The organism is Bacillus nakamurai (assembly GCF_001584325.1).
Taxonomy (GTDB): domain Bacteria; phylum Bacillota; class Bacilli; order Bacillales; family Bacillaceae; genus Bacillus; species Bacillus nakamurai.
Genome location: NZ_LSAZ01000008.1, coordinates 120,648 through 141,900 on the forward strand (window position 1 = coordinate 120,648; position 21,253 = coordinate 141,900).

General features: G+C 46.5%; 19 protein-coding genes and 2 pseudogenes. 13 read left to right on the forward strand and 8 right to left on the reverse strand.

Annotated features, from left to right (window positions below):
* Positions 1 to 32: 32 nt before the first annotated feature.
* Positions 33 to 533 (forward strand): YwgA family protein, encoded by a 501-nt coding sequence (locus tag AXI59_RS05585; RefSeq protein ID WP_061522487.1) that lies wholly within the window; start codon positions 33 to 35, stop codon positions 531 to 533.
* Positions 534 to 596: 63 nt separating this feature from the next.
* On the opposite strand, the gene AXI59_RS05590 is transcribed toward AXI59_RS05585, so the two are convergent.
* Complete coding sequence (locus AXI59_RS05590; RefSeq protein WP_061522488.1) at positions 597 to 1,976, reverse strand: APC family permease; 1,380 nt, start codon at positions 1,974 to 1,976, stop codon at positions 597 to 599.
* A 384-nt stretch (positions 1,977 to 2,360) separates the two neighbouring features.
* Here AXI59_RS05590 and AXI59_RS05595 point away from each other — a divergent pair, with 384 nt between their 5' ends.
* Positions 2,361 to 2,780, forward strand: a complete 420-nt coding sequence (locus AXI59_RS05595; RefSeq protein WP_061522489.1) for a MarR family winged helix-turn-helix transcriptional regulator — start codon at positions 2,361 to 2,363, stop codon at positions 2,778 to 2,780.
* Positions 2,781 to 2,818: 38 nt separating this feature from the next.
* Here AXI59_RS05595 and AXI59_RS05600 read toward each other — a convergent pair whose 3' ends face one another.
* Entirely contained in the window at positions 2,819 to 3,007 is a 189-nt protein-coding gene (locus AXI59_RS05600) for a 2-hydroxymuconate tautomerase (protein ID WP_003151042.1), read from the reverse strand.
* Between the two features lie 106 nt (positions 3,008 to 3,113).
* Between AXI59_RS05600 and AXI59_RS05605 the strand changes: the two genes are divergently transcribed.
* From AXI59_RS05605 to AXI59_RS05615, 3 genes are all read left to right on the forward strand, one after another.
* Positions 3,114 to 3,773 (forward strand): site-2 protease family protein, encoded by a 660-nt coding sequence (locus tag AXI59_RS05605; RefSeq protein ID WP_061527630.1) that lies wholly within the window; start codon positions 3,114 to 3,116, stop codon positions 3,771 to 3,773.
* Between the two features lie 12 nt (positions 3,774 to 3,785).
* Complete coding sequence (locus tag AXI59_RS05610; RefSeq protein ID WP_061522491.1) at positions 3,786 to 4,307, forward strand: YwhD family protein; 522 nt, start codon at positions 3,786 to 3,788, stop codon at positions 4,305 to 4,307.
* A gap of 141 nt (positions 4,308 to 4,448) precedes the next feature.
* Entirely contained in the window at positions 4,449 to 4,880 is a 432-nt protein-coding gene (locus tag AXI59_RS05615) for a hypothetical protein (RefSeq protein WP_061527631.1), read from the forward strand.
* A gap of 28 nt (positions 4,881 to 4,908) precedes the next feature.
* Here AXI59_RS05615 and AXI59_RS05620 read toward each other — a convergent pair whose 3' ends face one another.
* Positions 4,909 to 6,981: a transglycosylase domain-containing protein gene (locus AXI59_RS05620; protein ID WP_061527632.1), complete on the reverse strand. Its 2,073-nt coding sequence runs from the start codon at positions 6,979 to 6,981 to the stop codon at positions 4,909 to 4,911.
* A gap of 201 nt (positions 6,982 to 7,182) precedes the next feature.
* Here AXI59_RS05620 and speE point away from each other — a divergent pair, with 201 nt between their 5' ends.
* Complete coding sequence (speE, locus tag AXI59_RS05625; RefSeq protein ID WP_061522494.1) at positions 7,183 to 8,013, forward strand: spermidine synthase; 831 nt, start codon at positions 7,183 to 7,185, stop codon at positions 8,011 to 8,013.
* A gap of 58 nt (positions 8,014 to 8,071) precedes the next feature.
* Entirely contained in the window at positions 8,072 to 8,944 is an 873-nt protein-coding gene (speB, locus tag AXI59_RS05630; RefSeq protein ID WP_061522495.1) for an agmatinase, read from the forward strand.
* A gap of 130 nt (positions 8,945 to 9,074) precedes the next feature.
* Here the strand turns inward: speB and AXI59_RS05635 are convergent, their stop codons facing one another.
* On the reverse strand, positions 9,075 to 9,194 hold the full coding sequence (locus AXI59_RS05635; RefSeq protein WP_061522496.1) for a PhrC/PhrF family phosphatase-inhibitory pheromone: 120 nt from the start codon (positions 9,192 to 9,194) through the stop codon (positions 9,075 to 9,077).
* Entirely contained in the window at positions 9,178 to 10,326 is a 1,149-nt protein-coding gene (locus AXI59_RS05640) for a response regulator aspartate phosphatase (protein WP_167348360.1), read from the reverse strand. Before AXI59_RS05640 ends, AXI59_RS05635 begins: the two co-directional genes overlap by 17 nt.
* 234 nt (positions 10,327 to 10,560) lie before the next feature.
* Between AXI59_RS05640 and AXI59_RS05645 the strand changes: the two genes are divergently transcribed.
* The 5 genes and pseudogenes from AXI59_RS05645 to AXI59_RS05665 all read left to right on the forward strand — a co-directional run.
* On the forward strand, positions 10,561 to 11,934 hold the full coding sequence (locus AXI59_RS05645; protein ID WP_061522498.1) for a YncE family protein: 1,374 nt from the start codon (positions 10,561 to 10,563) through the stop codon (positions 11,932 to 11,934).
* A 60-nt stretch (positions 11,935 to 11,994) separates the two neighbouring features.
* The gene (locus AXI59_RS05650) at positions 11,995 to 13,389 is read left to right on the forward strand and encodes a YncE family protein (RefSeq protein ID WP_061522499.1); all 1,395 of its coding nucleotides are present in this window, start codon (positions 11,995 to 11,997) and stop codon (positions 13,387 to 13,389) included.
* Between the two features lie 227 nt (positions 13,390 to 13,616).
* Positions 13,617 to 14,045 carry a YwiB family protein gene (locus AXI59_RS05655; RefSeq protein ID WP_061527634.1) on the forward strand — a complete coding sequence of 143 codons (429 nt, stop codon included), beginning with the start codon at positions 13,617 to 13,619 and terminating at the stop codon, positions 14,043 to 14,045.
* Positions 14,042 to 15,712: an arginine--tRNA ligase gene (argS, locus tag AXI59_RS05660; protein WP_061527635.1), complete on the forward strand. Its 1,671-nt coding sequence runs from the start codon at positions 14,042 to 14,044 to the stop codon at positions 15,710 to 15,712. The genes AXI59_RS05655 and argS overlap by 4 nt, the downstream gene beginning before the upstream one ends.
* A 282-nt stretch (positions 15,713 to 15,994) precedes the next feature.
* A pseudogene (locus AXI59_RS05665) lies at positions 15,995 to 16,393 on the forward strand (ATP-binding cassette domain-containing protein); the annotation flags it as partial.
* 65 nt (positions 16,394 to 16,458) lie between these two features.
* On the opposite strand, the gene AXI59_RS05670 reads toward AXI59_RS05665, so the two are convergent.
* The 3 genes and pseudogenes from AXI59_RS05670 to cls all read right to left on the reverse strand — a co-directional run bounded on the left by AXI59_RS05670 (position 16,459) and on the right by cls (position 18,969).
* Positions 16,459 to 16,731: a hypothetical protein gene (locus AXI59_RS05670; protein WP_061522503.1), complete on the reverse strand. Its 273-nt coding sequence runs from the start codon at positions 16,729 to 16,731 to the stop codon at positions 16,459 to 16,461.
* A gap of 69 nt (positions 16,732 to 16,800) precedes the next feature.
* Positions 16,801 to 17,757 (reverse strand): annotated as a pseudogene (gene uvsE, locus AXI59_RS05675) (UV DNA damage repair endonuclease UvsE).
* 12 nt (positions 17,758 to 17,769) lie between these two features.
* Positions 17,770 to 18,969 carry a cardiolipin synthase gene (cls, locus tag AXI59_RS05680; protein WP_061527637.1) on the reverse strand — a complete coding sequence of 400 codons (1,200 nt, stop codon included), beginning with the start codon at positions 18,967 to 18,969 and terminating at the stop codon, positions 17,770 to 17,772.
* A 132-nt stretch (positions 18,970 to 19,101) separates the two neighbouring features.
* Between cls and AXI59_RS05685 the strand changes: the two genes are divergently transcribed.
* Positions 19,102 to 21,213, forward strand: coding sequence for a (Fe-S)-binding protein (locus AXI59_RS05685; protein ID WP_061522505.1), 2,112 nt, complete (start codon positions 19,102 to 19,104; stop codon positions 21,211 to 21,213).
* Positions 21,214 to 21,253: the final 40 nt, after the last annotated feature.

Sequence of the window (21,253 nt, forward strand, 5' to 3'; positions counted from 1 at the left end):
TTGGTAAAGAAGGAAAAGGAGATGTCGGGAATTTGTTGAAAGAACATGCAAAACTGATGAAGGTGTTCTCGGATTCTGGAGAAATCATCGGGCGGAAGAAGCTGCAGAAAATCATTTATATCGCGAAAAAAATGCAGTACCCTTTCTACGAAAAATATGATTTTCATTTTTACGGCCCGTATTCTGAAGAATTGACGCTTCGGATTGAAGAGCTGTGCAACCTTGGGTTTCTGGATGAGGTGAAGGAAAAAAAGGGCGGCTACTTTCAATACCGCTACTCGCTGACGGAGACGGGAGCGGAATTTTTACATCATGCGGAGCTTACGATGCCGGATATGAAAAATTATATCGACAGCGTCAACAGCCGCTCTTCACGGTTTCTGGAACTGGTGTCTACGATTTTGTATTTTGACGGCCTTGAAGCTGAGGAAAAGAAAGAGAAAGTGTTTACGATAAAAAGCAAGCAAAAATATACGGATGAAGAATATGATGAGGCGCTTCAATACATAGAAGAGCTGAAACACATTTGTTAAAGGCGATGGCTTTCGTCTTTTTTTATGCAAAAACCAGGCCGCACGAAGCGGGCCTGGTTTTGTTTATTTTTTTAATGTGCTGTGCTTGTACGAATATAAAAAGTAAACCACCGCGCCGACGATCAGCCAGACGGCGAAATAAAGCCACGTTTTCAGCGGCAGGTTGATCATTAAGAATAAACAGCAGACCATGGCCAAAATAGGCAGCACGGGTACAAACGGCACCTTGAATCCCCGCTGGAGATCCTTATGGGTGCGGCGGAGAATCAGCACTGACAGGCTGACCATGGCGAATGTCAATAATGCGCCGATATTCGCGAGGTCTGACAGCTCCTTCAGGTTAACAAAACCGGCAATGAACGCGCTGATCAGGCCGATCAACCACGTATTCCATACCGGCGCCCCTGATTTCTTTCCGACAATGGTAAAGATTTTCGGCAGCATGCCGTCTCTTGCCATCGCTAAGGATATACGGGTCGCTGCGTATGTATTGGCAAGAATGACGGCCATAAGCCCGATAATCGCGCCGACAGCGATAATGCCTGCCACCGCGTTTTGTCCGACGGACTGTAATACATAAGACATGGCTTCCGGCACATTGAGCTGTGAATACGGAACCATCCCCGTCATGACCAGACAGACAATCACGTACACCAATGTACAAATCAGCAGTGAGCCGATAATACCGATCGGCAGATTACGCTGCGGTTTTTTGACCTCTTCAGCCGAAGCGGAAATCGCGTCAAAACCGAGAAATGCAAAAAAGACGGCAGATGCCCCCGTGATAACGCCTTTCACTCCAAAAGGCATAAAAGGGTGCCAATTGCCGGGCTTCACAAAAAAGCTTCCTGTTATGATAAACAGCAAAACAATTCCTATTTTCACGAGAACCATTACATTATTAAAGGTTTTGCTCTCCTTGGAACCGCGTGAAAGCACGGCGGCAATCAATAAAGTAATGATGATGGCGGGAAGGTTGACAATGCCTCCCTGGCTTGGCACGTGGAGAAGACTGTCCGGCAAAGGCAGGCCGATTCCCGCTAACAGATTATTAAAATAACTTGACCAGCCGCTCGCCACCGCTGACGCCGTCACCATATAAACTGATAAGAGCGTCCATCCCATTAAATGGCCTACAATTTCCCCCATGGTTGTGTAAGAGTAAATATAGGCGCTTCCATATACAGGGAGGACAGAAGCGATTTCGGCGTAACATAATGCTGCGAGACTGCAGACAACAGCTGCAATGATAAAAGAAAAGATAACGGAAGGCCCGGCGTTTTTTGCGGCCGTAATGCCTGTAAGGACCATGACGCCTGTCCCAATAACGGCGCCGATGCCCAGTAATGTTAAATCAAATCCACCCATCGTTTTGGCAGTCTGCCTGTTTTTGCTTTGTTCAAGCAGCTGGGTGATGTCTTTTTTTTGTAGGATATTCCGCAACACGCATCCCTCCATCCAAAAAGCAAAAGCCAAGAGGGGCTCTTTGGCTTTTACCCGTGTCACATCTTCTGTGTAATCGATAATCCTGTGTTCTGTTTCCCGTCTGGTCCGTTTCTTTTCTAATCGTATTGTTGCCGCAGCAGATCAAATTAACCTTCCCGACAACCGCAGTCATCCTTAATGATTTTACCTGAATCATGTCTATAAAACCAGCATTGCATAATAGGGGCGTTAGAAAAAAGGAGAGACAATGGTATGTGAAGGGCAGGATAAAAGTTGCGGGCATTCCGACCGGAATTTTGACTTTCTCCGCAAGGTATCAGTAAAATGTAATAAAAAACATTCAGATTATGATGGATGCATCTTGAAATGGGGAGTTTCTGCATGGAGTACGATAAATTGCAAGCAAATGTACTGGATCACGCCCTCACAAAATATTTGAAAAGCACGAAGAAGTTAGATGAGGCAACGATCCCGAAAAGTATAAACAATATCAGAGGATTTATTCTCAGGATTATTTATCGGCACGGCACGTGCACGATTAAGGATATATTGCAGGAGGTCACATTGTCTCCTTCTGCCACGACAACTGCTCTGAACCATTTAGAAAAGGAAGGGTTTGTAGAAAGGTCGAGAAATAACGAAGATCGACGCACGGTATGGATGTCGCTTTCTGAATCGGGAAAAATGGCGGCCGTGCAAATGATTGAAAACAGGCAGATGTTAATCGATGAGCTGTTCGAAGTGTTAACGGAAGATGAAAAGAAAACCTTTTTCGCCCTGATTGAAAAATTGATGAAATAAGCCAGCCTGCATGGCGCAGCGCTGGCCTTTATCGGGATTTACTCCGTATCGCTTATCCGTTTACCGGCGACGGCGTAATGATCCTTTCTCATTTCTTCAATCATGACAATGATCTTTTCTTCGGCAGCGCCGGTAGTTTCTTTTACGGCTTCTGTTACTTTTTCAACCAGATTTCGCTTTTGCTCATCTGTGCGGCCTTCCAGCATTTTAACGGTTACGAGCGGCATGGTGCTGATCCTCCTTTATCGTTTCCTCTCTTTGGGAAGAGAGGTCTCTTATAGTATACTGAATAGAGAACATTCTTGCATTTCTTAAAAAAGGGGATTTTTACATTTGGACAGATTTTTATTTTATCCGCTGGAGCTTCTGCCCTATGTCGTGATTACGTTAATCGTGGCATTTACGATGCATGAACTGGCGCATGCATATGTCGCGTATCGGTTTGGTGATGATACCGCGGCGAGACAGGGAAGATTAACGCTCAATCCGATTAAGCATCTTGATGTATTCGGAACGATTTTAATTTTAGTGGCGGGATTCGGCTGGGCCCGTCCGGTGCCGGTGAATCGCCGCGCCTTTAAAAACCCGCGGCTGGCAGGTGTGCTTGTTTCTGTGGCCGGGCCTGTCAGTAACCTGCTTCTTGCCTTTATCGGTTTCTTTTTGTTAGTGTTGATGCATGCTTACGGAATGGAGCTGCTTTCTGCATTCAGCACGGGGCTGGACCAGTTTTTCTCCATTTGGATTCAGCTCAATCTCGCGTTATGTTTATTCAATTTGCTGCCGCTCCCTCCGCTTGACGGCTACCGGATCATTGAAGATCTCGTGCCGCAGCGGGTGCGCGCCAAAATGACTCAATTTGAAAGCTACGGCATTATCGTTTTCTTGGTGCTGTTCGTGACGCCTGTCGGTTCTTATGTCGTGTGGCCTCTGTTGAGCAACGGCAGAGACTTAATTCTTAGGCTGTTTGCAGCTATATTTCAACCGCTTTTGTAGGAGGGTTTTTTCATGGAAGAAGGAAAAAAGAAGAAATCAATCGGGTTTAACATCATTAAAAGTGATCCGACCGACGGCCATGGCGGTTTTGGTGCGGGGGCGCTGAGCCTCGATAATATTTCTCCGGTGTTTGTCGATGTGGAGGAAAAGGAAGCCTTCGTTGATATCGGTGCGATGCACGCCCGCAGTGTCGTGGAAAAAGGAATCAAATTCCTGCCGAATAAGGATGAAGTGCCGAACGGAAAACCGTACTGGCTCGTATGGGTAACCATTGACAGAAGAGAGGAAGGCCCTTATTACGCGGGAGTGACTGCTTGCGAAATGACGGTGGACAGAAGCATCAGAAGAGGCTATAAGTCACTGCCGGAGCATGTGAATTTAATGGATAAATCAATGAAGCGCCATATCATCGTGGACAAAATGGATGACAGCTCAAAACATGTGCTTGCTCAATTTTTGCAGAAGCACGACCAAGGGCTGTGGGACCGTTCGTCCGACGAATTGAAAACGGGTCTGCTTCAAGAAGAAAAGTAATTTGTGAACTTTTTGTGAACTTTATAAATATTTGCACTATTCCGCAATCCTTTTGAGTAAACTGTTGTTACAGAATCAGGACATGGAAAATCCCGAGCCGAACCAAGACTCGGGGTTTTTCATGTTATGCGGGGGTATATGATGTTCACTATATTTCAAATCGGGCCATGGATCATTGAAGCCGATGTAACCGAAACGAAAAAACAATATGAAAAAGCATGGCCCGACCTTTGTGAATGCGGGAACTGCCGGAACTTTTACGAGGCAATAAACCATCTTTCTGCCGAAATAACGGCTTTGTTTAAGCAGTTCGGCATCAATCCTTCTTTATGCAATGACTTGGGAGAGTGCGGAAAGGAAAACGGCCTTCATCATTATATAGGGAGCTACCCGATTGTCGGCCGTTTGCCGGAAGGCCATCCTAAATTTCATGTTGAGAGGGCAGGGGATGTCCGCTTCTCGTTTTCATTGCCTCATACAAAGTTTTTTATACCGGACGGGTTTCCCGAACCTATCATTCATCTTGATTTTTCGCTTGAGCTTCCGTGGGTTCTTGCGGAGAAGGACGAATAAAGCCCGGCACACAATGTGCCGGGTTTTTTTACTCTTTTTTCCCAAGCCATTTGTCCCACCATTTTTTGCGAGGATGCTCTTTGCGGCCCGGAGCATGCTCCTTTGCTTTTTTAGACGGCTCCGGTCCGTAGCACACATCTGCGGGTTCTGTGCCAGTGATAAAATACGTATAATGCTTCGCGGCGCAGCCCGGCCCGGAAGTGTATCCGGAAGCCGGATCAATGTAAACGCCGGTCACTCCTTTCGGCGGTTTAAAGGCCATTTCCGGCTCTCCTTCAAGCGCCTTCTCCATAAAGTCCGCCCATATTTTCTTTGCATAGCCTTTTTCCTCTACCGAATCAATCGTGCTGCTTTTGTCATAGCCTGTCCATACGCCTGCGGCGAGCTCGGGATTAAAGCCGATCATCCAGCTGTCGGCGCTCGTTGTGCCTGATTTACCGCTGTAGGTTCGTGTCAGCCTGTCGGAAATGGTGCGCCCGGTGACCGACGTGTAGCCGTTTAAATCCTGGTCAAACATACCCGTCATCATGCTTGCCGTTACAAAAGCCGCTTTCTTATCGAGAACCTGCTGATGCTTGCGCGGCTGTTCATACAACACATGGCCGGCAGTATCGGTCACCTTTGTGATAAAGGCGGGGGAGATTCGTTTTCCGCCGTTTGCGAGCATGGCGTAGGCATTGACCATTTCAATCGGACGTACGGGCTCAGTTCCGAGCGCCAGCGACGGAAGAGCCTTTAAATGCTCGGTAATGCCGAATTCCTTTGCAGCGGATACGAGCTTGTTCATGCCGAGAAAGAGGTGGGTTTTCACGGCGTAAATGTTGTCAGATAAAGCAAGCGCCTGAAGCAGGGTAATCGGTTTATTCGCGTAATAGCCATTGTAGTTGCTTGGAGAATAGGTATCTCCGTTTGCGTCAATCTGAAACTCTGTTTCTTCGCTTTTCATCAGTGTAACGGGCGTAAATCCGCTTTGAATCGCTTTGTAGTACAGTAAAGGCTTTATGGTCGAAGCAGGCTGGCGTTTTGCCTGAGTGGCGCGGTCAAACGGGCTTTTTTCGTAATCGCGTCCGCCAAGCAGGGCAAGCACACGCCCTGTCGCCGGATCAATCGCTGAAAACCCGATCTGAATGTCCGAGCCGGTGTTCATCGTATTTGCCACAGTGTTTTCCGCGATCCGCTGCAGGCGTTTGTCAAGCGTCGTATAGACCCGCAATCCGCTTGTAGCCAGCTGCTCCCGTGTCATGCCGAGCTTTTTTTCAAGCTCTTTCATCGCATCATCATAAAAATAAGGCGCCGTTTTCGCTGCGGATTTGTTTTGCAGCGGGCGATAGATCAGCGGCGCTTTCTTCAGGCTGTCCGCTCTTGCTTTTGTGATCATCTTTTGACTTGTCATCAGGCGGAGGATGGTTTCCTGGCGCTGCTTGGCTTTCATTTCGTTCACATAAGGCGAATAGCCGGACGGGCCTTTCGGAATGCCTGCCAAAAGCACGGCTTCTGCATCGGTTATATCTTTTGCGTGCTTGCCGAAATACAGGCGGGAGGCGGCTTCAATGCCGTAAGCGCCGTGTCCGTAATAAATCGTATTTAAATAACCTTCTAAAATCTCGTTTTTAGAATAGTTTTGTTCAAGGCGGATGGTATAAAACGCTTCGTTCCATTTCCGTCTCCACGTCTTATCATGCTCAAGGTAAAGATTTCTCGCGTACTGCTGGGTAATGGTGCTTGCGCCCTGCACCTTGGCCATTGCCCTCACATCGGCAAGCGCAGCTGCCGCCATACGCCGGTAATCAAAGCCGTGATGACGGTAAAAATTTTGATCCTCCACGGCGACGGCGGCTTTTATCACCGTCGGATTGATATCTTTTAAATGCACCCAATAACGCTTTTCTCCAAAATCGGTTTCGCCGAGCTTTGAGCCGTCATTTGCATAAAGGATCGTGGACTGAGGGACCCGGACGGAGGGGGCGCCCTGCCATTTGGCTGCAAGAAGAACGGATGTGATGCAAACACCTGTCAGCAACCCGCCGAGCAGTGTGAGAAATATGCAGGCGCGGACGGTTTTGAGCGTTATTCTGAGCTGTTTTCTTGATACTTTATCCACTTTTGGGAACCCCCTTTTTCATGATTCTATTATTATGTGAAAAAAGGGGGTTTTTTAAACATCAAGAGGCGGACACATCTTTACTTTTTCCCCTCCATCCTCTATACTTTTTCCTTAGGTGAAAATGAGTTGTAACCGGGAATAAAAGCGAAAACAGACGCTTACAATAAATGAAATACAGCCTTGAAAGGGAGATGACAATTGAGCGAGCTTTGGTACACGGAGAAGCAAACGAAGAATTTCGGCATTACATTGAAGGTTAATAAAACACTACATACAGAACAGACGGAATTTCAGCATTTAGAAATGGTGGAAACGGAAGAATTCGGAAATATGCTGTTCTTAGACGGAATGGTCATGACGTCAGAAAAAGACGAGTTCGTCTATCATGAAATGGTCGCGCACGTACCGTTATTTACGCACCCGAATCCGGAGAACGTCCTCGTTGTCGGCGGCGGCGACGGCGGCGTCATCAGAGAGATTCTGAAGCATCCGAGCGTGAAAAAAGCGACGCTTGTTGACATTGACGGCAAGGTAATCGAATACTCGAAAAAATTCCTTCCATCTATCGCGGGCAAGCTTGAAGATCCGCGCGTAGACGTGAGAGTGGATGACGGCTTCATGCACATCGCAAAGTCTGAAAATGAATACGACGTTATTATGGTAGACTCAACAGAACCGGTCGGACCGGCTGTCAATCTGTTCTCAAAAGGCTTCTACGCCGGCATTTCCAAAGCGTTAAAAGAAGACGGCATTTTCGTCGCGCAGACGGACAACCCATGGTTTACGCCTGAATTGATCACAAATGTACAGCGTGACGTGAAAGAAATCTTCCCGATCACACGTCTGTATACGGCGAATATCCCGACATACCCAAGCGGTCTGTGGACATTTACGATCGGTTCTAAAAAGTACGATCCGCTTGAAGTAGAAGACAGCCGTTTCTTTGATATTGACACGAAATATTACACGAAAGAGCTTCACAAAGCGGCGTTTGTCCTGCCGAAATTTGTGAGTGACCTGATTAAATAAAAACGTACGGCGCAGGAGCGAATCTTGCGCTTTTTTAAAGGGAAGAGAGGGTTTTACAATGAGGTTTGATGAAGCATATTCAGGAAAAGTATTTATCGCAAGCCGCCCTGATTGGGAAGAGGCGGACGCCATCCTTTACGGCATGCCGATGGATTGGACGGTCAGCTACCGCCCGGGCTCACGGTTCGGCCCCGGAAGAATTCGTGAGGTATCGATCGGCCTTGAGGAATACAGCCCGTATCTCGACCGCGATCTGGCTGATTTGAATTTCTTTGACGCCGGCGACATTCCGCTGCCGTTCGGCAACCCGCAAAAAAGCCTTGATATGATCGAGGAATACGTGGACAGCATTTTAGAAAAAGGGAAGTTCCCGCTTGGAATGGGAGGCGAACACCTTGTGTCGTGGCCTGTCTTTAAAGCCATGCACAAGAAGTTTCCGGACCTTGCCATCATCCACTTTGACGCGCATACCGATCTGCGTACGGATTACGAAGGGGAACCGCTTTCCCACTCCACGCCGATCCGCAAAGCGGCTGAGTTAATCGGACCGCAAAACGTATTCTCGTTCGGCATCCGCTCAGGGATGAAGGAAGAATTTGAATGGGCGAAGGAAAACGGCATGCACATTTCTAAATTTGAAGTGCTTGAGCCGCTGAAAAAAGTGCTGCCGCAGCTAGCGGGCCGTCCGGTCTATGTCACGATCGACATCGACGTCCTCGACCCCGCCCACGCGCCGGGAACGGGCACGGTTGACGCAGGAGGCATTACCTCTAAGGAATTGCTCGCGTCCATCCATGAAATCGCGCGCTCAGAAGTAAACGTAAAAGGCGCCGACCTGGTAGAAGTCGCACCGGTCTACGACCATTCAGAACAAACGGCAAACACGGCAAGCAAGATGATCCGTGAGATGCTGCTTGGGTTTGTGAAATAGAGGAAGAAATGAAGCCCGGAATGATAAGGTCTTTAGCCTTTGTTCCGGGCTTTTTTCGAAACGTAAAAAGAACCAATGATAGGGAAAGAGAACAGCCGGAAAATGCCGGCCGTTGTCACATTGCAAACGATTAAATCATCCCGCGCTGTGCAACTTCAAATTGGTGTTCGGGTGCATTTGCAATGTCAGCTGAAACAAAAACAGCACCTATTGCTAAGCATGTAAGAACTAATTTATACTTCAATTTCATACAATTTTACACCTCCTTGAATTTGCTGTCTTGTTTCTTCTACCTTTAAGAAATATGCTGAAGCTTTCTCGAAATTTTCTCTTTCGTGATAATATTTTGCCACATCTAAGGCAAAATCTTCAAGATCAGCATACATCATCTTGGCTTTGAGAAAGTCAAAACATTTTGAAATGGCTTCTTCGTCAGGTTCATTAACATACAAAGATTCTAAAAATTCATACTCCATTATATATAAAGAATCTTCTGCTTCCTCTGCATATGATACGCCTTTGTTGTGATAGTGCCGGGCTAAGTCCATATTTCCCAGTTTATAATGTATTTGTGTAATTAAGAAATAGGCTTGCGGGAGTGAAGGAATGATTTTCCCATCTTCAAACACAGCTATTGCCCTTTTTATGTAATCAATGGCTGATTCATAGTTTACTTGGCTGTTAAAACAAAGTCCGATATTATAAAGAGTCCGGCCCATTAATTGAGGCTGTTGTTCTGCCTCAGCCATAGCATATGCCTTTTTGAAGTGCTGTATCGCTTCATCATATTGTTTTAAATCTAAAAAGTTGGTCGCAAACAGGGAATGGCATTGAAGCAGCCTTATATTATAAGTTGTATGTTCATTATAAATTTCATAAGCCTGGCGGGCATAATCCATAGAAAAATAAGTTTGCTTCATATAATAATAAGACTCTGACATCTTAAAATAAAATTCGGCTTTTTCAATTCGATCCTTAACAAAAACCAGTTTGCTTTCAGCTTTTTTGAAGAACTGAATGGCAGTGAGGTATTCACGGCATTCCAATTCATACATCCCCCGGAAAAAATTAAAATAATAATCAAGCCGTCCAGTCAGCCGGGCCTGCTTCTTATCAATATCCGCAAGCAGATCCGATAGTCTCGGCTGCTCTTCAATCCGCTGTGATTCCAGCGGTTCGAGGTATTCGAGCATCAGGTTGTGGCGGAATTCCATGAGAGAATAGTACAGGTGAAGGTCCTGGTCATCTTCTATGCGTGCAAGTTCTTCCTTGATCTCTCTCCGCAAGTATTCGGCATCAGGGATGCTGAACCTTCGGATGTACATGTACCATTCGTTGATTTTTTCTCCAACCGCTGAAGACGATAAAACACTCGCTGCTATTCTGAATCCCTCCCTTCCACATTATTTATATGACATATTTTATCATTTTCATTCGGGCGGAAAGCGCAAAAATACCGCAATCTTTTTTTCGCCGACCGCATGATCCTGTTATCACGTGCTGAAAACAAACCTTTATCCTCCATCAACTGTACAAGCAATTTCCCGGAGACACCGTAATCTATTTATTACTGCTGTATAGCATGGCAGTTACGTCTTCAGGAGGAAGTGAAGCAAATGAAAGAGAAAGAGCTTGCCTTTAAAAAGAAGACCGACGGACAGCTGGAGAATTGTTTGTGCTTTTGTGAAGAAGAAATCAACCGTGAAGCGCCGTTTCGAGTGCCGGTTGAAATTCCGGAGGGGTTTGCCGTTGAGCCCGCTGCAGCAGAGGCGGCGGTTGTTTGGAATTCTGATCATCTCTCGTGTGTTCTTGAACCTTGCTTGATCCAAACAGGCCCGTCACGTAATGATATTGGAGTCATCTATGCGGTGCGGCTTCAAGGAACAATCACACTCCTTGTCAGTGTATCTCCTGTACGTAACCAATATGGACAAGGGAACGGGGCTATTTCTGTACTTCACGCAACGGACGTCGATCAGGTTGTTTATTATACGGATAAGGCTGATGATTGCCCGGAGCTAAGCCAGGTGACCATAAAAAATATTGCAGTCGTTCCGCCGTTTTACGGGAGCCCTTTAAGTGTGACGGGAACGATCATACTTGTCCCGGAACCGGAGCCGGTTTACGCTTTTACATCGAATTCAATTGATCAGTCCGTTTCTGTCATCGATACCAATACCTATACAGTCGTAACAAAGATTTCTCTTCCTTATCAGCCTTATGGAATAGAGGTCACGCCAGATAAAGCTTATACGTATGTATTGCATTATGATCATAATATGATTTCCGTGATTGATAACAGGACATTGACCGTTACCGCGTCTATCCTGCTTAACCAGCAGCCGGAATCCATTGCATTTTTGCCTGAACATGAATTTGCATATGTGCTCGCCGGCACCTCTATTATTGTGATCCGTCTTAGCACGCTGATCGTTGAAAGGTCAATTGTTATCGATGGCAATCCCGCCAGCTTGGCGATTGATCCCAATGGATTATATGCCTATGTGATTGATTCCTCTAGTGCCTCAGTTGTCAGAATCGATTTAAATACCGGAGAGGCCGCAGGAACAATACCGAGGGATCTGATCCTCAGCTCTATAGAAATCAGTCCGCCGGAGCGTTATGCCTATGTATTAGAACAAGAATTCTTTTTCAATGATGTAAGCATCATTGACTTAGACACATTTACTATTGTCACGACAATAGAATTGGAGTATGAAGGGGAATATCGGCTGTTCACGGGCGGCTCAGAGGTGTATTTATTCGATGATTTCTCTAATAATGTATATGCTGTAAGACCTAATGGTGCAGCTGTTTTAGGCCATTTATCTGCACCGGCTGTTGTGAGTGACCTTACGTTTACCCCGGATGGACAATATTTGTATACGACTCATTGGACTGAACAAATCATTACGGTTTATAACACTGAAGATTACACTGTAGAAACTGTCATTTCACTTGGCGTTTCACCGAATGAAATCGCAATTTGACTTAGGATTTCCCCCTTTTTGAATTGTATAAGCAGTGATTTCTGAAAAGGAAGTGAAGGTATGAAAAAGAACGAGCTTTCCTTTAAAGAAAAAGCAAAAATGGCACAAGAGGATTGTTTATGCTTTTGCGATGAAGAAATCAGCCGTGAAGCGGTGTTTCAAGTGCCGATTGAAGTTCCGGAGGGGTTTGTCGTTGATTCCGCTGAAGCTGTCGGGACTGTTACTTGGAACCCGGACAATCTTTCCTGTGTCAGTGAACCTTGCTTAACTTGGACCGGGCCGGCGCCTGAGGATATTAGCATGAATTATGCGGTGCGGCTGCAAGGAACAGTTACGCTTCTTGTCAGTGTATCTCCTGTGCGTAATCAATATGGACAAGGAAATGGGGCTATTTCCGTTATTCATACAGAAGCTATCGACCAAATCGTTTATTATTCCGCTCAGTCTGATGATTGTCCTGATTTCAGCCACATCACAATAGAAGATATCCTGGTTGTGCCGCCTTTTTACGGAAGCCCGCTGACGGTAACCGGAACGATTATTTTTGCCCCGAAACCACAGCCCCGAACATACGTGTTTACTGCTAATAGTAACGACAGAACGGTTTCTGTGATTGATGCGGCATTAAATGCCGTTGTGAAAACCATTTCTTTCTCTGATGTTCCGACTGGTTTGGGCGTCACACGTGATAAAGCGTATACGTATGTCCTTCATGGGAATACCAATTTTGTCTCTGTCATTGATAATGAAACATTGACCGTTACACATACCATAACGCTCGGAGGTGCGCCCAGAAAAATTCAATTTGAATCAACCGGCGGGTCTGCATATATTCTGGCCTCCGGTTCCATCTATATGATTAACATTGCCTCTCAATCTATTATCAATGTGATACCGGTACCGGGCGGTGAGGATTTTGCGCTTGATCCTAACGGACAGTTTGCCTATACGACTAACCCGGTTTCTTGGTCAATAGATAAATATGATTTGAATACTGGCCGGCTGACCGACAGAATGATCGACACATTTGAATATCCGAGTATGATTGAAACCCCGTTTGCCGGAGATTTTGCTTATGTGTTGAACGGTGAATTGTTTCCGAAAAGTGTAACTGAAATCAATTTATCAACGTTCAGCGGGGGTTCTGACTTTAACCGTTTTTTTGAAATTCTGAATGCAATCGTATTTTCTCCTGACAGCACCCGCGCTTATTTTCTGGAACCATATTTCGATCCCTTTCTTACTGACAATTTGACTGTTGTCGATACAGCAAGGCAAAGAATGATTGCAAACGTGTCACTGCCGGGAGCTGTTGATCTGACAGTAACGCCGGACAATGATTATATCTATGCGGCCCAGCTTTATGACAATACAGTGATGGTGTATCGTACGAGTGACTATACAGCTGTAACCGTAATCCCGGTCGGCGCAGGTCCGTCTGCTATTGCAATGTAGACGATTTTACTGGTGGAGAGAAGCTGAGTCGCAAGATGTATGTTTTATCCAAACGTAGGGACGTATAATTGATATCTCGTCCCTCTTTTTTCACAGAAAGCTTTTTATAAGGTTTATCTTCAAAACCAATCAGCAAAGATGGTAAGATAGAAGGAAGCGGTTGAACTTTTTCCCTTGAATGCTTATACTATTCAGGTTAAGCGGGATGATGAAAAGGAAGTGTCAGCATGAGACAGGAGACACCAGTTGCCATTCATGTTCATTCATTCATTCAGAACGGCTCAGAGGAAGAGTCAGTTGAATTTACATCGGATGGATTCTATTACGTGAGAAACGGCAAAACTTATCTTACCTATCATGAAGAACACGATTTAGGCAAGATTAAAACAGTCGTCAAAATCACAGAAAAAGAGATTCTCGTGATGAGGTCGGGCGCCATTCAAATGAAACAGCGGTTCATACCCGGGGCTTCGACTATCACTCAATATAAACTGCCGTTCGGCCAAATGAAGCTGCAAACGGAAACAAAGGACATACATTCAGATGTCGGCGGTCCCCAGGGCTCCGTCAAGATGACATATACGATGATTGTAGGCGAAAACCAAGAACATGTACATAACATGACGATTCGATATAGGGAGGAAGCAAAGGCATGAATATTGCGGAACAAATGAAGGACGTGCTGAAGGAAGAAATTAAAGCGGCCGTCCTGAAAGCGGGACTGGCGGAAGAAAGCCAGATACCAAACGTACTGTTAGAAACGCCGAAAGATAAAACCCACGGTGACTACTCAACCAATATGGCGATGCAGCTGGCAAGAGTCGCAAAAAAAGCCCCGCGCCAAATTGCCGAGGAGCTTGTGGCTTCATTTGATAAGGGCAAGGCTTCCATTGAAAAGCTGGATATCGCAGGCCCGGGCTTTATCAATTTCTACATGAATAACAGCTACTTAACGAAACTCATCCCGTCAGTGCTTGAACAAGGTGAAGCATACGGTGAGACAAATGTCGGAAAGGGCGAGAAAATTCAAGTGGAATTCGTGTCCGCCAACCCGACCGGAGACCTTCACTTAGGCCACGCGCGCGGAGCGGCAGTCGGTGATGCGCTGTGCAACGTGCTATCTAAAGCGGGCTATGACGTGAGCCGTGAATACTACATTAATGATGCGGGGAACCAAATCAACAATTTGGCGCTTTCAGTCGAAGTCCGTTATTTCGAAGCGCTCGGCCTTGAAAAGCAGATGCCTGAAGACGGCTACCGCGGCGAAGATATTATCGCAATCGGGAAACGCCTTGCTGAAGAATTCGGTGACCGGTTCGTCAATGAAGACGAAAGCGAGCGTCTTAAGTTTTTCCGCGAATACGGCTTAAAGGTCGAACTTGATAAACTTCGCACAGACTTGGAAAACTTCCGAGTGCCTTTTGACGTATGGTATTCTGAAACGTCACTGTACGAAAACGGAAAAATTGATCAAGCGCTTGAGGCGCTTCGGAAAACGGGGCATGTCTATGAAGAGGACGGCGCGACTTGGTTCCGGTCCACAACATTCGGTGATGACAAAGACCGCGTGCTGATCAAAAAAGACGGCTCATACACGTATCTGCTGCCTGATATTGCTTATCATAAAGACAAGCTCGATCGCGGTTTTGACAAGCTGATTAATGTATGGGGCGCGGATCACCACGGCTATATTCCGCGAATGAAAGCGGCGATTGAAGCGCTCGGATATCAAAAAGGCACATTAGAAGTGGAAATCATTCAGCTCGTTCATTTATATAAAAACGGCGAGAAAATGAAAATGAGCAAACGTACGGGGAAAGCTGTCACGATGCGTGATCTGATCGAAGAAGTCGGCCTTGACGCCGTCCGTTATTTCTTCGCGATGCGCAGCGCCGACACACATATGGATTTTGATCTGGATCTTGCAGTATCGACATCAAATGAAAACCCTGTGTACTACGCGCAATATGCGCACGCGAGAATTTGCAGCATGCTTCGCCAAGGTGAAGAGCAGGGTTTAAAGCCTGGCAAAGACCTTGATTTCAGCGGCATTTCCACTGAAAAAGAATACGACCTTCTGAAAACGATCGGCGGGTTCCCGGAGGCTGTGGCGGAAGCGGCGGAAAAACGCATCCCGCACCGCGTAACCAACTACATTTACGAGCTGGCCTCTGCACTGCACAGCTTCTATAACGCTGAAAAAGTAATTGATCCTGATCATCAGGAAAAAAGCCGGGCGCGTTTATCTTTAATGAAAGCGACACAAATCACGCTCAACAATGCGCTTAGCATCATCGGCGTATCTGCTCCTGAAAAAATGTAATATCCCAGACATCCCTGCCCTATGGCAGGGATGTTTTTATGTTTACCTGAAAATTGAAGAGATTTTCTGCCGAACCGTTTGCTGAACAGGAAAGAAAGCTGATAATTTAATATATGAAAATATTTTCCATGGAGGGGAGGGAGAAGTATGAAGAGAATCTGTTTGATTATCCTTGCTTGTCTGATCACGAGCGCAGGCGTGCTCACACTTCGGCATTCCCATGTGCTGACTGGCGGCACGGCGGGGCTGTCTTTAAGTTTAACCTACCTGACACATTCCTCAAGACAGGCGCATTTAAAAGACTTAGTAAACAATTACCCTGACGGCTTAAACACGGTCATCGGCGAACGCGGGGTGAAGCTTTCCGGCGGTCAGAAGCAGCGTCTTTCCATCGCCAGAATGTTTTTAAAAAACCCGTCTATTTTGATTTTGGACGAGGCTACGTCTGCGCTGGATACAGAAACGGAAGCCGCCATTCAGAACTCGCTGCAGGAGCTGTCTGTAGGGCGCACGACGCTTGTCATCGCTCACCGGCTGGCAACAATTAAACATGCGGACCGGATCATTGTCGTCACAAAAGAAGGCATCGCGGAAGAGGGGAACCATAGCGAGCTGCTTGCATCAGGCGGCATGTACAGCAGGCTGCATCAAGCCCAATTCGGTGAGATGGCTCTGCAATAAACAAAAAAGGATAGACCCGGCGGCTTTGCCGTCCTCGGTCTATCCTTTTTTCTATGTAATCTGGTTTAATGCGCTTCTTTTTGCGAAGGCTCTATTATATTTTTAAATTTATCGATGAGCTGAACCGCTTTCTTTCCTTCCACCACAATTAAATATTCTTGTTCCTTGTGAGCCATTCTGAAGGTTTCAAGTTCAATAATATCCTTTATTTTGCACATCGTTTTTTTGGAGTAGATATAAAGTTCATGGCTGCCTGTATGGCAGAGCTGATAAAGCTGGATTAAATTTCTTAACGTAAACGCTTGAGCAGCTATTTTCAGAGATGTAATGTTTTTCATGTTCTTTTCCTCCATAATGATGGTCTGTTATTGTGTGTCGTTCCCCTTTTCACCGGGTGATAAACCTGTCTATGACTTCCACACACCTCCCGCCAGGCGTTTAACGCCGCGGATGGCGCTTAATTCTTCGACGAGGCGAAGCAGCGCCCGGTCTTTTTCTTTTGCTTCAATCATAAAATCAATGTCAGTCTCCCATTGCCTGAACCGTTCCAAGAGCGGCAGGACAAAGTTTGCATCGACATAGTCGGCGTGGCTGCGGATCGCCGATTCTGATTTCGGTGAGGAAAGGTGCACTTTCGGCTTTAAACCGATCCGCCGCCACGTGCTGATCATTCGCGGAAGAATATCATCTAAATCGGCGTCATCGGCCTGATTTGCATAAAAATGGTGATAGTCAAAGACGAACGGAATCCCCTCATTTTCACAAACGCCGAGCGTTTCCTCCGATGTATAGGTTTTATCATCATTTTCCAAGGTCATCCGCTGTTTTATGAAATCCGGCAGCTCCTTTATATTCAGGCGGAAGCGGTCAAGGGCGCTTTTTTTATCTCCGTATGCGCCTCCGACATGAATATTAATGACTGAGCGATCAACTATTCCCATTGCCTCAAGCATCTGGCAGTGATAAGCCATATCCCTGACCGCATTAGCGGTAATCGCTTTTTTCGGGCTCGTAAACAGCGTCAATTGGTTCGGATGAAAGCTTGTCTTGAGCTGATGTTTTTTGACAAGCTCGCCGATCTCCCGAAACTCCTGTTAAAATGGTGTGACAAAATCCCACAGCACATCCGGGTGGGCGGCAAGCGGAACAATTGAGCTTGAGAACCGGTACAGCGGAATTCCGTGGCCGATGACGTAATGGATGGTGCGCAGCGTGTTGATAATATTAGCCTTCGTTACAGAAAGCAGTGCTTCTTTCCGCTCTTCAACAGGCAGTTTTGTATAACGGGCGTACGTCAAGGTTTTTGCAGGGGACGCATCCCAAAGGCTCATAGCGTTTGAGACGAATCCAAATCTGAACAGCATAATGTTTCTCCTTTATAAAAAGTAAGATATGGCCTTGCCGATCCATTCCGCAGGAAGCTGTCTGACGGAGCGGTTTTTCACTTTTTCTTTTGTCAGGAGCTCGGATTTTTTGATGTCCTGATTGATGGTTGAGAGCACTTCTGCCGTAAAAGCCTGATCATGAATGGTAACGTTGACCTCTTCATTCCAAAACAGGCTCCGTTTATCAAAATTCGGCGTGCCGATTATGCTGATTCGGTCATCAATGATGATGGCTTTCGCATGGTAGAAGCCCTGATAATAACGGTAGATCAGACAGCCGGCTTCAAGAAGCTCGGGATAATACGTAAAGGCTGTTTCCCGGACGAGCGGATGGTCTGACTTCATCGGCACCATTAAGATCACCGTAACGCCATGTCGGCAGGCTGAGATAATTGCCTCTTGAAGTTTTTTGCTCGGAATATAATAAGGCGTGCAGATGATGATCTTTTCTGCCGCTTTTTGAATGCAGCTCTCATAATGTTCTTCAAGTGAGAAGCCGTCAGACGCATAAATCCTATGAGAGATATTCCCTTGCGGAAGCGGAGGGTAAACCTCCGAAGACTCGGCCGTTTTTCCGGTATTCCGCTTAAGGTCGCTTAAGAAAAGGGTTTGCAGATCCGCCGTGCCTTCGCCGGTCATCCGCAGATGATAATCCTTCCAGTTTCCCAATTTGGCTTTTTTGCCGAGATATTCTTTCGCGATATTAAAACCGCCTACATAGCCGATTTTGCCGTCGATGACGGTCACTTTCCGGTGGTTCCGCTTTTGCAGGCGGAAAAAAAGATACGGAAAGCGCGGCTTATTCAAAAAATGCACGTGAACGCCGGCTTTTTTCATCGTTTGGATCTCCGGCTTTTTCACTTGGTGGCCGCCCGCCCAATCGAGCAGCAAATAGACGGAGAGACCGGCCTGTGCTTTTTCTTTTAATAAATGAAACATGTCATGGCTGACTTGGTCGTTCTTCATAATAAAAAACATCATATGAATAGAAGAGACGGCTTGGCGGATATCAGCCATCATCCGTTTCACAAGCTCATCGCCGCAGTGAATAAGCTCAATGTCACTCTTTTTAGGCGAAAAAACAGGCTCGTATGCTTTTTTTCTGTACGCAGCACGGCCCATCAGCGTATCAAGCAGCACAAGTGCGATCAGAATGATAAAAATGACAAGCAACACAAATAAGACCTTCATACCGACGCTCCTTTCCGAAGTATAGGTAGTGTGCCCAGAGATCGTAAATTTAATTATTGACTGAACACTCATTCATTATTTATGATAAAGATAATACTGGAAGAGGGGAATCAGAACAAAGGGGGAGACAAGATGAACGCTTTTCTCACTGTAAACGCGCTGCTGTTCTTAGCTGTAACCGCTTACGCCGTTTATTTATTCGTTTATTTAATCAGAACAAGGGTGGCTTATATTAAGCTCGGCCAAAGGGAAGAATTTGATAAACGCCTGAAAGAACGTTTACAGATGATATGGGTGAATGTTTTCGGGCAGAAAAAGTTACTGAAAGATAAAAAAAGCGGAATCATTCACGTTCTGTTTTTTTACGGCTTTATTCTCGTACAGTTCGGCGCGATTGATTTTATTATGAAAGGGCTGCTGCCAGACCGGCATTTGCCGTTCGGCCCGGTTTATCCGGCGTTTACCTTTTTTCAGGAAATCGTCACGTTTCTTATCTTAGTTGCGGTCGTCTGGGCGTTTTACCGCCGCTACGTCGAGAAGCTCGTCAGACTGAAACGCGGTTTTAAAGCAGGGCTTGTGCTGCTGTTCATCGGCGGCCTGATGGTAACGGTTCTGCTCGGAAACGGCATGAATCTTTTGTGGCACGATCATTCCCTGTCTTGGACTGAGCCGATCGCTTCCTCGATTGCGTTCATACTTGGCGGTCTCACGAAGCCTGCCGCAGCGGCCGTGTTTTATGTCTCATGGTGGCTTCATCTTTTATTCCTGCTCAGCTTTTTAGTGTATGTGCCGCAATCAAAGCACGCACACTTAATAGCAGGTCCGGCCAATGTGTTTCTCAGCAGGTTAGATTCAAGAGGGAAGCTGGAAAAGATTGATTTTACTGATGAAACGAAAGAAAGCTACGGCGTCGGAAAGATTGAAGATTTTCGCCGCTCCCAGCTGGTCGATCTGTATGCGTGCGTGGAATGCGGGCGCTGCACGAATATGTGTCCGGCCTCGGGAACAGGCAAAATGCTTTCTCCGATGGATTTGATTATCAAGCTCAGAGACCATCTCACAGAAAAAGGCGCGGCCGTGACGTCAAAATCGCCGTGGGTGCCTGCGCCAGTCTTTCAGCATACGAAAGCGAATCAGCTTGCCGCGGCTTCCGCAGGAGGCGGATCGCGGGAAGCGGCCGCAGCCATTGACTACAATCCGAGCTTAATCGGCGAGGTCATCACGGAGGAAGAAATTTGGGCCTGCACCACATGCCGGAACTGTGAGGACCAATGCCCCGTCATGAATGAACACGTCGATAAAATCATCGACTTGCGCCGTTATCTTGTACTGACGGAAGGGAAAATGGACAGCGACGCTCAGCGGGCGATGACAAGCATTGAGAGGCAGGGAAACCCATGGGGCTTAAACCGAAAAGAACGGGAAAGCTGGCGGGAACAGGCAGCTGATACAGAGATACCGACAGTCAAAGAAATGAAAAAACAAGAGAAAGAGTTTGAATATTTGTTTTGGGTCGGTTCTATGGGCTCCTATGACAACAGAAGCCAAAAGATTGCGATCGCTTTCGCGAAACTGCTCAACGAAGCCGGCGTTTCCTTCGCGATCCTTGGCAATAAAGAAAAAAATTCAGGTGATACGCCGCGCCGCTTGGGCAATGAGTTTCTGTTCCAGGAGCTGGCGGAGAATAACATTGCCGAATTCGAAAAACACGGAATCAAAAAAATTGTCACGATCGACCCGCATGCCTATAACATGTTCAAAAATGAATATCCGGACTTCGGATTCCAAGCGGAAGTCTATCATCATACTGAATTATTAGCCGAGCTGGTAGAGCAAGGAAAACTAAAACCGCTTCACCCGGTAAATGAGACGATTACCTTCCATGACTCATGCTACTTAGGCCGATACAATGAAGTGTATGACCCGCCGAGGGTTATTTTAAAAGCCATTCCGGGCGTGGAATTGAAAGAGATGGAGCGCAGCCGTGAAAATGGAATGTGCTGCGGCGCCGGCGGCGGGCTTATGTGGATGGAAGAGGAAACGGGAGCGAGAATCAACACGGCCCGGACCGAGCAGGCGCTTTCTGTCAGCCCGACTGTCATCAGCTCCGGCTGTCCTTACTGCCTGACCATGCTCGGCGACGGAACAAAAGCGAAAGAAGCCGAAGACCGTATCGGCACTTATGATGTCAGTGAATTGCTCGCCATGTCCGTGTTCGGCGCTGAAAAACAAGAGTCTGTATAAAAGAAGAGAGCCGCCCGACATATGGGACTGACCCCCGTTT